The following is a 12219-nucleotide window of genomic DNA, read 5'->3' as shown; positions in this document are numbered from 1 at the left end:
ATGACAATGTCCAAGAAGATCCACGTTACCGACACAATCCTGCGCGACGCTCACCAATCGCTGCTTGCCACCCGCATGCGCACCGAAGACATGCTGCCGATCTGCGACAAGCTCGACAAAGTCGGCTATTGGTCGCTGGAAGTCTGGGGCGGTGCCACCTTCGACGCCTGCGTACGCTTCCTCAAGGAAGACCCGTGGGAGCGCCTGCGCCAATTGCGCGCGGCCTTGCCCAACACCCGCCTGCAAATGCTGCTGCGCGGCCAGAACCTGCTGGGTTACCGCCATTACAGCGATGACGTGGTCAAGGCGTTCGTTGCCAAGGCCGCCGTCAACGGCATCGATGTGTTCCGCATTTTCGACGCGATGAACGACGTGCGTAACCTGCGGGTGGCCATCGAGGCGGTGAAAGCCGCTGGCAAGCACGCCCAGGGCACCATCGCCTACACCACCAGCCCGGTGCACACCATCGAGGCCTTCGTGGCCCAGGCCAAGCAAATGGAAGCCATGGGTTGCGACTCGGTGGCGATCAAGGACATGGCCGGTCTGCTGACCCCGTTCGCCACCGGCGAGCTGGTCAAGGCGCTCAAGAGCGAGCAGTCGTTGCCAGTGTTCATCCACTCCCACGACACCGCCGGCCTGGCTGCGATGTGCCAGCTCAAGGCGGTGGAAAACGGCGCCGACCATATCGATACCGCGATCTCCAGCTTCGCCTGGGGCACCAGCCATCCGGGCACCGAATCGATGGTCGCGGCCCTTAAGGGCAGCGAATTCGACACCGGCCTGGACCTGGAGCTGTTGCAGGAGATCGGTCTGTACTTCTACGCCGTGCGCAAGAAGTACCACCAGTTCGAAAGCGAGTTCACCGCCGTGGACACTCGCGTGCAGGTCAACCAGGTGCCGGGCGGGATGATTTCCAACCTGGCCAACCAGTTGAAAGAGCAAGGCGCGTTGAACCGTATGAACGAAGTGCTGGCGGAGATCCCGCGGGTGCGTGAAGACCTTGGCTTCCCGCCGCTGGTGACCCCGACCTCGCAGATCGTCGGTACCCAGGCGTTCTTCAACGTGTTGGCCGGTGAGCGCTACAAGACCATCACCAACGAAGTGAAGCTGTACCTGCAGGGCGGCTACGGCAAGGCACCGGGGGCGGTGAACGAGAAGTTGCGCCGCCAGGCCATCGGCAGCGAAGACGTGATCGATGTGCGCCCGGCCGACCTGCTCAAGCCGGAAATGACCAAGCTGCGGGGCGAGATCGGCGCGCTGGCCAAGTCCGAAGAGGACGTGCTGACCTACGCCATGTTCCCGGACATCGGCCGCAAGTTCCTCGAAGAGCGCGAAGCCGGCAGTCTGACGCCCGAGGTCCTGCTGCCCATTCCTGAAGCGGGCAGCGTGGGCTCGGTCGGCGGCGAAGGCGTACCGACCGAGTTCGTCATCGACGTCCACGGCGAAACCTACCGTGTGGACATCACCGGTGTCGGCGTGAAGGCCGAAGGCAAGCGCCACTTCTACCTGTCCATCGACGGCATGCCGGAAGAAGTTGTGTTCGAACCGCTCAACGAGTTTGTCGGCGGTGGCGGCAGCAAGCGCAATCAAGTCACCGCGCCAGGCCACGTCAGCACCACCATGCCGGGCAACATCGTCGATGTGCTGGTCAAGGAAGGTGATGTGGTCAAGGCCGGTCAAGCCGTACTGATCACCGAAGCCATGAAAATGGAAACCGAAGTGCAGGCGGCCATCGCCGGCAAGGTCACCGCCATTCATGTGGCCAAGGGCGACCGGGTCAATCCGGGCGAGATCCTGATCGAGATCGAAGGCTGAGTTAACAGCCTCGATCCAGCGTTTTAACCTCGGGGGGGCATGGGCTCCCCTTTTTTTTGCCTGGATTTTTCGCGGCCCCCTGTGGGAGCGAGCTTGCTCGCGAAGGCGGTGTGACAGCCACCACAAATGTCGGATGTACCGACGCTTTCGCGAGCAAGCCCGCTCCCACAAAGATTGCGGCGCTGTCACTAAGCTAGTCAGAACATCATTCGCCATTGCCCCATTACTGCACCGTTGCGGTTGTCCTGGCCGGTTTCACCCTTGTAGCTGAGCCCCACTGTGTGGCGTGGCGAAACCGTCAGGTCCAGCCCTGCTTCCAGGAGCAGGCTATCGCGGTCCAGCTCGATGCCGTCGACGGTGTAGGTCTTGCCGCCACCGACCAGGCGTTGGCGGGAGTGGCCGCGCAGGTCGCCATAGGTGTGCTTCCAGCCGACGCTCAGGCGGGGTGTCAGTCGCGCGCCCTGGTCAAGCACGAAGGGGCGGGTCAGGTGCAGGCCCAGGTCACTGTTGTAATGGTCTTGGGCCTGGCGCTCGTAATGCAGCGCGGCATCACCACCTTTCTCCCTGAAGTCATCGCGTTGGTAGCGCTGGTAGCCCACTTGGACATAGGGCTCGACATCGAAATGGCCGACATCCAGGTTGTAGCCGACTTGCCCAAAGACCTGCTGTGTCGTGGCATCGTAACGCCCCTTGAGGCGATCGCTGAAACCGTTGAAGTCAACATGGCGCTTGGTGCCGCCGTCGTGGCTGCCATACACCGCGCCCAGGCGCAGCGCCAGCGGTCCGTCCTGACGCAGGGCGTAGGCGCCCACGTGCCAGCTGTCGAGCCGGCCATCGAATCGATGACCGTCCAGCCGCGTCTCGCTCTTGCCACCGGCGATTCCCAGCCGCCAAGTCGGGCTGATTGCCCAATCGGTCCCCAACAGCACGCCTGTAGTCGAATGCTTCAGGGCGAAGTCATCCAGGTGCTTGCCAATGCGCCCGCTGTTGCCAATGGCCTGGATCCAGACCTGACCGTTGCCATCGGTGCCTTGCAGAGTGTTCTGGCCCATGGCCGCGAGCATCCCGGTGCTGATGGGAGCGATGCTGCTCAGGGTGGCGCTGCCCAGGTCGGCCGCGTCATAGCCCGCCAACTGATCGATGGCGTCGGCAGCGATCGTCAGGTTGGTACCGAGCAGGGCGTTGATGGCGGTGTTGAGTTTTGACTCCGGGGTGTCTGTCTGTGCTGGGTCGACGGAGGCTTGAGCGATGGGTTGCAGGGGGGCGACAAGCGGATCTGCCGTTGTTGCTGTTTCCGGCTGGACCGCCGCCTGGGCAACGCTGGGCACTGCGGTAGGCTCGGGTGCTGTCGGTTTGACCTGCTGCAGGTCTTCAATAGCCTCCACAAACGATTGCCCGTTTTCAGTCGTCACCACCTGCGTGACCGGTACGTCGTTGCGGGCATAGGTCAGGCTGACTTGGGTTTCGGCAGAGTAGTCAGGTGTCACCGTCATGAATGCCAGGTCGCTGTCTACCTTTGCGAATTTCCCCACGACCTGCTTCGCATCGATCACCACATGCTGGCTGCTGCCCACGTATTCGCCCGGTGCGGTGACGACCTTCAGGGTCGCGTTGCCCAGTGTCGCGACACCACCGACCTTGATCGTGGCGCTGCCACCCTCGGTGTTGACGCCATAGACCAGGGTTGCGCTCTTCGACAGCGCCAGGTTCCTGGTAACCGTTGGGGCGCCGTTCTGCGGGTTGACCACCAGCTCACCCGCTACGTTCAGCGATTCGACCGTTCCGGCGCCGCTGAACCTGCCTTTGGCCTTCACGAACACAGGCCCCTCCACAGTGCCTGAGTTATCAAACTTGCCCAGCACCTGTACCTCGCCGCCCATATGCCCGGTGTTGATCAGGCTGGCTTTCGGCTCGATCAGGCTTTTGCCGTCGAACCTCACGGCGTTCGTCCATTCCCCTTGTCTGGCATGCAAGTCCTGGAAGTTTCGGACTTCGTCCAGCAGGCCACCCGCGCCGGTATCCAGTTGCAAGACGTTGATGCCGCCTCCACCCTCGATCGGGCCGATGAGTTTGCCGCCGTCGCTCACGATGACCAGATCGTCGTCGTCGCCTTTTTCCAGTGTGACATCCTGGGTGATCTTGTCGCGCTGGATGAGCGGCGCATGGGCGAAGGCCTTGAGGCGAGCCTGCATCTGGGCGGCGGTTTCTGAGGCTGGCGACGCAACGCCTTTGGCGGTTGATTGAGCCATTGAAACGTCGGCGTGGCCGAGCGCCAGGGCAATCGCCAGCGCAAGGCAGTGGGGAGCGTACAAAGGTTGGATAGGCATCGGTGTGGACCCTCATGAACAGAGTCCACACTGTAAAAACGCAGCCCGAAGCGTGATGCCAGCCAACTCCGAGTCAGGAGCAAGACACACCGGATGAAATCTGTAGGCCACTCATAAAGCCATTTACGCATTTGCGCATTGGCCTCCAGGATCCGCAGCTTTGCCCTACAGCATCCTCGGATCCATCGGTTTGACCCGCCGCGCAACGTCAACCGCGCTTGAGATACGCCTTCCCATAATGCCGTTCCATCCGCGCCTGGATCAGTTCCAGCGCGATGGACATCAGCCAGTAGATGATCGCTGCCGTGGTGAGCATTTCGATGTAGCGATAACTGGAGCGCCCGTAGGACTGCGCCAGGAACATCACTTCCCAGACGCCCATCACCGAGATCAGGGAGGAGTCCTTGAGCATGGAGATGAACTGGTTGGTGGTGGGCGGGATGATGGTGCGCATGGCTTGGGGCAGGGTGACGCGCCAGAACATCACGGTTTCACTCAAGCCCAGCGCCAGGGACGCTTCGCGCTGGCCGTGGGGAACGCCCACGATGCCGGCGCGGAAGATTTCGCTCAGGTAGGCGCCGTAGTTCAGCGACAGGGCGATGATCCCGGCGGTGACGGCGCCGGGCACCACGCCCAGTTGTGGCAGGCCCAGGTAAATCAGCAGGATCTGGATCAGCAGCGGCGTGCCACGAAAGAACGACGCATAGAAACTGGCGATGCCGAACGCCACCGCACTGCTGGACAGGCGCGCCAGGGCGGTGATGAAGCCGAGCAACGACGAGGCGACGATCGAACACAGGCACAGAAACAGCGTCAGCACCGCCCCTTGCAGGAAACCGTTGGGGGCCAGGTGCAGCCCCAGCAGGTTCGGCAGTTTGTCGAGGATGATGGAAAACTTCAGGTCGAAGCTCAGGAAGAAGCTTGCGAACAGCACCAGCATCGTGGCCCAGGTCAGGTATAGCCGGGTGCGGAAACCGAAGATTTTCTGCAGACGCGACTCGGCCACCGGTTGCGGTGGCCGAGAAGGGGACGGGAAAGAGGTCATTGAGTGATGTCGGCGCCGATCCATTTCTGCGAGAGTTTGCTCAAGGTGCCGTCCTGTTTCAACTGGGTGAAGACTTCACGCACCTTGGCGTCCCACTGGGCATCGCCTTTTTCGATGGCCACCGAGTTCGGTTCGGCGTACAGCGCTTCGCCGGCCAGTTTGAAGCGCTTGTCCTGCGTCAGGCGTGGCTGTGCGGTCACCAGGTTGGTCAGCACCGCGTCCAAGCGCACGCCGGCACCCAGGCCCAGGTCCTGGAACGCGACGTTGTCGGTGTCGTACGGGGCGATCTGGACATTGTCGAAGGGGTAGCTCAACTGGGTGTCTTCGGCGCCTTCGATCACCAGGTTCTTGTTTAGGTAGCTTTCGTAGCTGGAGGCGCTGGTGAGGCCGACTTTCTTGCCGCTCAGGTCCTTGGCGCCATGGATGCTGTCGTCCTTGGCGTTGACCACGATCACCGCCGGCGAAGCGTAGTACTGCACCGGGAAGTCGAACACTTCGGCGCGCGCCTTGCTCGGGGTCATGGAGCAGATGCAGATGTCATACCGGCCGCTCCAGTGTCCGGCCGCGATCACGTCCCAGGACGGTGTTTCCAGGCGCAGCTTCACGCCCAGTTTCTCGGCCACGGCCTTGGCGACGTCCACGTCGAAACCGTCGAGCTGGTTCTGTTCGTTCAGGAACGAGAAGGGTGGATAGCTTTCCATCAACACGCCGACCAGCTCTTTTTTCTGTTCGATGCGGTCCAGGGTGGCGCCGGCGAACGCCTGCGATGAAGCGGCCAGTAAGGTCAGGCCCAGGGCCAACAAAGGTTGAAGTTTCATGTGCAGTCCCGGGTAAAAAATAAGTTGTGGTCAGCCGATGGCTGCGTATTAAATAGTTATAAGAACAACTCCGGTAGTGAGTATTTTTCATAAGCTTATGAGTGAATCGCATATGGGCGCAGCAACGACAGTCATTCTCGATGGCGGCATGGGCCGCGAACTGCAACGCCGGGGCGCACCGTTCCGCCAGCCGGAGTGGTCGGCGCTGGCCTTGAGCGAAGCACCCGAGGCCGTGGAGGCCGTGCACGCGGCCTACATCGCCAGCGGCGCCAACGTGATCACCAGTAACAGCTACGCGGTGGTGCCGTTTCACATCGGCGAGGCGCGTTTCGCCGCCGAAGGCCAGGCGTTGGCCGCGTTGGCGGGGGCGTTGGCGCAACGGGCCGTGCTGGCATCCGGCAAAGCGGTGCGGGTGGCCGGCTCGCTGCCACCGTTGTTCGGTTCCTATCGGCCCGACCTGTTCGACGCCTCCCGTGCCAGCGAGCTGCTGACGCCCCTGGTCACCGGTCTGGCGCCCCATGTCGACCTGTGGCTGGCCGAGACCCAGAGTTCCACGGTCGAGGCGCGGGCGATCCACGCCGGGCTGCCGAAGGACGGCAAGCCGTTCTGGCTGTCGTTTACCTTGAAAGATGAAGACACCGACGAAGTGCCGCGCCTGCGTTCCGGTGAGCCGGTGGCGGAGGCCGCGGCGGTCGCGGCCGAACTGGGTGTCCAGGCACTGCTGTTCAACTGCAGCCAGCCGGAAGTGATCGGGGCGGCGATCGATGCCGCCCGTGAGACCTTCGAGCGCCTCGGGGTGGCGATCAACATGGGTGCCTACGCCAACGCCTTTCCGCCGCAACCGAAAGAAGCCACCGCCAATGACGGTCTGGACCCGCTGCGCGACGACCTCGATCCGCCGGGCTACCTGCAATGGGCGGCAGACTGGCAGAAACGTGGGGCCAGTCATCTGGGCGGCTGCTGCGGGATCGGCCCGGAGCACATTGCGGTGTTGGCGCAAAAGCTGGCCTGAGCTTTGCCCCCCATCCTCTGTGGGAGCGAGCTTGCTCGCGAAGAACAATAACGCGCAGCCTTTGTCAGGCCGCGCCGGCCGCTTCGCGAGCAAGCCTGCACCCACAGTGGGTCTTGCAAAGGTCATATCAGCTTACGCTTGCCTCCCGGTTCAGCCGCCCCCCATACATATGTACGCCATGGCGGCTCGAACAGCGCGATAGGGTCCGGACTCTTCAATCAGAACCGGATCCTTCAGATGTCGATTTTTCCCAACGATGAGCCGGGCAGTGCGTCGCCTGGCCCCCGGTCGGACGCGACCGACGCCCAGGCAAGGGAGCAACTCAGGCAGTTGGACCTGCTGGACACCCACCAAATACAGCTGGCCCGTTTGTTCGCCGCCGTTCCCACCTTCGACACTGTCATCGCAAACCTGCTGGTCAGCTTGCTCAAGGCCAGGATTGCCCCACAGACCTTTCGCCCCTCGTTGCTGGCGAACCTGGAGCCGGATCACTGCTATGTGAACCGCTTCACCACGAGCCCGAGCGGTGAGCGCACCCTCACGTCATCAGAGCGTTTCACCCAGGTGCTGCGCAACAGCCTGCTGACCGACACGGCACCTGCCTTCGCCAACGGTGGCGTCGGTTTTTTCACCCGCCCCGGTTCCCTTGAGGAGGGCGACAGCCTCTTTGCCGGCGCACTGGACGGGCCTACGCTGCGGGCCCTGGAGACGGTGTTCCATATCGCCCACCCGCCCACGAACGAGCAGGTGAAACGTGAGTTCCGTGACGAACTGGCGCGCTTTCGCCAGCGCCAGAACTGGGAAGCGTCCCTGGGCGTGACGGCCTCGTCCACCACGCAAGCCGCCCTGGCGCAATTGTTGTGCCGACGTTTCCTGCACCTGTTCGACCTGTACAAGGCCGATCGGGATCCTGTCGCCCAGCCCAGCCACAGTGCGCGAATCCAGCAAAGCGATGACGACCGTTTGCTGGACCTCATCATCACCCACCCGTCCCAGGCCGACAGAAGCCGCTTGTCGCGAGCCCCCGTGCCTCATGTCTACGCGGTCATGCTCGACCACGGCGCGGCGCAGCCGAAAAAGTGGCCGGCGGCGATGGTGATCAGGTTTACCGACCGACCATCGCTGTTCCTGTATTCCCTGGAGCGAGGGCTTCAGCGCTTCGAGGCATTCCAGGACCTGGTCAGCCGCGTACGTCCCTTTCTTGACGGCCAGGAACGCAGGATCCAGGACATTTCCACCGAACTGTCCGGGCACGTTTTCGAGGTGGCGGCCGCGGACCTGTTGCAGATGCAAGGCGCAGCGCTGGAAAAGGTTTTGGACGCGCCGGCGAACGCCACGGTGGCGGTGAGTGACTTTGCACGGCTCACCGAAGATGCCCTTGGCCTGCCATCGTTGTCGTTGGCCGGGCCACTGGCGGCCCGCCAGGAAGCCTTGATAGAGAGGCAGCGTCCCGCTTTCTACAAGCGCGCGACACCGGCCGAGCAGGCCCACTATCGTCGTCTCGAAACCCAGGTGTTCGACGCCGTCTACGCCTTGGGCAGCGATGTGCCGACGTTGGTGCAATTCACGCGACAGAAGATCAAGCAGTACCTGCGGCAAACCCTCCACCCGCGCATCGACGTGGACCCGGACCGGACGCAGGTCAGGCTGTCTTATGGCGACAAGGCCAACCCGAGGCAGTCGCGCACCAGCAGTCTGACTCAGTTGATGCTCGACAATCTGCGAGCGCCGCAATACCCGAACGCCATGCGCGAAGTGCTGGCGGTCTACCTGATCGACCGCCATGGCCAGCGCATCCGACACCCGGACAGCGGCTTCTCGATCACCGTGACCGGGCCCGAGCTGGCCAGCATGGCGACGAGCATCGACGCCGGTGGCAACTATGAAATCCTGTTGCGCCAGCGCATGAATGAACCACGCTACAAGGCGGCCTGGCAGGCGGCGTACCGGGCCAGCCTGGCGTTCAAGGGCTATGAGGCATCGCTTCAGGGCGACGCCGTGTTCAAGGCCAAGGTGATCGACCCGGTCGCCAAGCCCGCCCATCCGCGAAAGTTGCTGGCCAGTTGGCTGGAGGCGGTCCTGCAATCACCCACGGTTGCCGAGCGGGCCTGGGTGGGTGGACGCAGGGTTCATGTCCATGGGCTGCTCCTGGGTGGCAGCGTTGATGGGCAGGGCAACGCGCCGCGCAATGCCCTGAGCATCGACGGTGCGCTGATCTTTTCAGACCAGGCCGGGCCTGACATCAAGGGCACCGTGGGCGTGTATTTGCCAGACAGCCCCGAGGGCAATGACCTGCATGAGTTTGCCGATCTGAGCGATGGCATTACCGGGCTGCTGCAACAGGAAGAATGGCGCACCTATTTCCGCTCGCGCATCTCCGCCCTCGATCAAGAGCAGGTCAAGCGCGCCTTGGGGCAGCACCGCGGTCGGCCCCTGATCCGTGGCTGGCTGATCAGCGGTGACTGGCTTGAGAACTTTCACCGCGCCCACGTCAATTTCCAAAGCGCCTATGCGGACCACCGCTCCAACAGCAACCGGGACATCGGGCTGCAAACCACTGCGCGGCTGGTGATGATGGCGGTTGAAATCGTCATGGACCTGGCCGGCCTGCTGTTGATCCCCGGTTTTCAGATGCTGGCCCGTGCCGTCAGGACCGGCTTGCTGGTGCTCAAGACCGGTGCCGTGCCCACCAACACTACGACGCTGGCGTTTGTCCATGCGGTGGCCAACACCCGTAAGACAACCGGCCTCGGTGGCGTGAGCTTCAATGTGCGAGGGGGCTCCTCGTTCCTGGCAGTTACGGCCCGTCAGAACCAGGCTGGCGCGCCGTTTGGCCTGCCCCTCGAAACAGCGCTTTATCGTCGCTATGCGGTGGCGGACACCACGGTGCTGCGCGGGGTTTCCGCCGATGCCCGGGGCTTCTATCGCCCCGCGATCACCGACAGCGCCACGGGGAGCGTCGCGCGCCGGGTGTATGTGCAGCAACCCGACGGCGTGGTGTTCCGGGTGCACGACCATACGCCGCTCGGGGCCATCGAGGCGACCATCGTCGACCCGGTTTCAGGGTCGAACATCCGCGCCAGTGGCGTGATGAGAAGCACGGTGGCCCGCGCGCCTGATGGGCAGTGGCATGCCGTGGGCTTTGGCCTGGGCGGAGGGGGCAAACGCCCTAGCGGAGGACCTCCCCAACCGGGCCCGTCAGCCCCTAAGCAACCTTCGACATCGCTTCGCGCCGTGGCCAACCTGATCCGCACGCCCAACGCGTGGGACGTGGAGATCATGGACCTGGTCCCGTCACTCATCACCCGCCTTCCAAGCTGGCCACAAAATCGCAGCCTGTTGATCATCGATCAACGACCAGGGCAACGGGACTGGTCGATCCGCTTTACCCCAGGCCAGGTTGAAAGCGGCTATCCGACTGGCACGCATCCGCTGCGGTCCGACACGGACGTCGTGCTGATCCGCACCGGTGAAAACCACTACTCGCTGCGATTGGCGGGCGACACCGACGTCACCTTCGATCCGGACGGCAACTGCTTCTTCAATGCCGTTGCCCGGGGGTTGAACGAGGGCCAGTCGCCACAAACCTTCTCGATGCAGCGCCTGCGCAATGAAACCGCCGCTTACATCGAACGCCACCCGGAGATGGGCCAGTACCTGATAGCGCCGCCCACCGGCCTGCAGCAAGCGCTCGCTGACAATGCCCGTTCGCTGGAACATCTGATGGGCAAGGCCGCGGTCTTTGATGTGAGCCAGATTGTCTACGGCACGGGTAACCCGCATAACCTGTTTCAACCGCTGGTGAATTTTCTCAAGCTGTATGCCGACGACGTGGCGCGTCGAACATTGAACAACGCCTGGAACGCCGACCTGCCACCGGAGGTGCTGCGACACATCGGCAGCTACCTGTCCCCGCGGGCGCCGGGTCGTCCGATACTGAGCAGCGTTCCGTACTACACGCAAACCGATCAGGCCCTGCGGACCTTCTTCGAGGACACACTACTGCCGCCCATCGAGCGCGCGGCGATTGTCGAACTGCTCAACAATGAGTACCTGATGTTCTCCCAGGATGTGGTGCACATCATGCTCGAATACGGGATCAAGGCTCGGGAACTGACCGATCATCACCCTCGTAACAGCCTGGCCTATGTGCGCTATGACGAGGCGCTGCATGGCCACCTCAACGAGACGCAACTCGACGAGGCGCTCAACGGTGCCTACCTGGTGGATAGCGAAGACTTGAAGAAGGCCAAGCGGCGCTACGAGCAAGAGACCGGCAACCCCATGGATGACGACGCGGACCTGCTGGAGCAACACATTTACTACGACCGCGCCGACGACCTGGTCGACCTGCTCACCGTGGCGCTCGAGCGATTTCCTGTGTTGCAGGCGCGGGCAAATATTCTTCTCAAATCCCCGGTGATCGCCTCCAACCTGGGCGGTCTGTTCCCCGTGAGCCTGCTTTCACAATGGATACGCACCCCGAGCATTTCCAACACGCGCCTTCAGCTGATCGGCGATTACGCCAGTGGTCACTATGACGAGCTGACGAGGTACGGTGCCATCGATATCAACTGGATGCGGCCGTTCGATGATTGGAACCTGCACAGTCTGTTCACGCATCGGCAGGCTTTGCTGGACTTTTTCGGCTTTCTCCAGGAGGTGCGGTACTTCAAGGACAGTGACCTGTCGGCGGTCGCCAGGTTGTTCGCGATGCCAGGGCAGCCGCTGTCCAACAGCCGGGTGGCGATCCTGTTCAACCGGCCGAACCTGTGGGTCTCCATTCGCTCGATGCGCGGGATTACCCGTGATGGCGCCAGGGCTATCTGGCATGACTTGATCGGGCCGCAGTTCAGCGACGACAACATCCGTTTCGCGCTGGGACGGCCAGGTTCGCTCGACAGCGAGTCGGCGCTCTCCGACGCCTTGATTGACGGTCTGGCCAATGATGAGGCCCGGGCGCACCGGCTGATCACGGAGGCCTATGCCATGAGCGACCGGCAAGCCCGGTACTTGCTCCACAACTTCGATTTTTCGGCGAGCCCTGCGGGGCAAAGCCGGCTGGATTTCGCCAGTTATGTGAGTGCCCACGGGACCATCCCGCAATGGGCCTGGCCGTACGCCCGAAGCGGCGTGACGCCCGAGGTGCTCAAGCCGTTCCTGGCCACGAGGAAGCCGCCTGAGTCCTGATTGTCCTTGATG

General features: G+C 62.8%; 6 protein-coding genes. 3 read left to right on the top strand and 3 right to left on the bottom strand.

Annotation, left to right across the window (positions count from 1 at the left end):
- Positions 1-6 precede the first annotated feature (6 nt).
- Complete coding sequence (gene oadA / locus V5F23_RS27945; protein WP_042730029.1) at positions 7-1815, top strand: sodium-extruding oxaloacetate decarboxylase subunit alpha; 1809 nt, start codon at positions 7-9, stop codon at positions 1813-1815.
- Between the two features lie 197 nt (positions 1816-2012).
- Here the strand turns inward: oadA and V5F23_RS27940 are convergent, their stop codons facing one another.
- The 3 genes from V5F23_RS27940 to V5F23_RS27930 all read right to left on the bottom strand — a co-directional run bounded on the left by V5F23_RS27940 (position 2013) and on the right by V5F23_RS27930 (position 6005).
- Positions 2013-4142 carry an autotransporter outer membrane beta-barrel domain-containing protein gene (locus tag V5F23_RS27940; RefSeq protein ID WP_042730030.1) on the bottom strand — a complete coding sequence of 710 codons (2130 nt, stop codon included), beginning with the start codon at positions 4140-4142 and terminating at the stop codon, positions 2013-2015.
- A 208-nt stretch (positions 4143-4350) separates the two neighbouring features.
- A complete protein-coding gene (locus V5F23_RS27935) occupies positions 4351-5187 on the bottom strand; it encodes an amino acid ABC transporter permease (protein WP_042730031.1) in 837 nt (278 codons plus the stop codon).
- Complete coding sequence (locus V5F23_RS27930) at positions 5184-6005, bottom strand: ABC transporter substrate-binding protein (protein WP_042730032.1); 822 nt, start codon at positions 6003-6005, stop codon at positions 5184-5186. Before V5F23_RS27930 ends, V5F23_RS27935 begins: the two co-directional genes overlap by 4 nt.
- A gap of 112 nt (positions 6006-6117) precedes the next feature.
- Here V5F23_RS27930 and V5F23_RS27925 point away from each other — a divergent pair, with 112 nt between their 5' ends.
- Both V5F23_RS27925 and V5F23_RS27920 read left to right on the top strand, forming a co-directional pair.
- Complete coding sequence (locus V5F23_RS27925) at positions 6118-7017, top strand: homocysteine S-methyltransferase family protein (RefSeq protein ID WP_042730033.1); 900 nt, start codon at positions 6118-6120, stop codon at positions 7015-7017.
- 237 nt (positions 7018-7254) lie between these two features.
- Complete coding sequence (locus tag V5F23_RS27920) at positions 7255-12207, top strand: hypothetical protein (protein WP_237614153.1); 4953 nt, start codon at positions 7255-7257, stop codon at positions 12205-12207.
- The last annotated feature ends 12 nt before the right edge of the window (positions 12208-12219 follow it).

This window comes from Pseudomonas sp. WP18 (genome assembly GCF_036689585.1).
Taxonomy (GTDB): Bacteria; Pseudomonadota; Gammaproteobacteria; order Pseudomonadales; family Pseudomonadaceae; genus Aquipseudomonas; species Aquipseudomonas chlororaphis_E.
This window is presented reverse-complemented; position numbering and strand designations above follow the sequence as displayed.

Bases quoted from the DNA above. Each gene is read 5' to 3' on its own strand.
- oadA (WP_042730029.1), top strand. From the start codon at position 7: ATGTCCAAGAAGATCCACGTTACCGACACAATCCTGCGCGACGCTCAC.
- V5F23_RS27940 (WP_042730030.1), bottom strand. From the start codon at position 4,142: ATGCCTATCCAACCTTTGTACGCTCCCCACTGCCTTGCGCTGGCGATT.
- V5F23_RS27935 (WP_042730031.1), bottom strand. From the start codon at position 5,187: ATGACCTCTTTCCCGTCCCCTTCTCGGCCACCGCAACCGGTGGCCGAG.
- V5F23_RS27930 (WP_042730032.1), bottom strand. From the start codon at position 6,005: ATGAAACTTCAACCTTTGTTGGCCCTGGGCCTGACCTTACTGGCCGCT.
- V5F23_RS27925 (WP_042730033.1), top strand. From the start codon at position 6,118: ATGGGCGCAGCAACGACAGTCATTCTCGATGGCGGCATGGGCCGCGAA.
- V5F23_RS27920 (WP_237614153.1), top strand. From the start codon at position 7,255: ATGTCGATTTTTCCCAACGATGAGCCGGGCAGTGCGTCGCCTGGCCCC.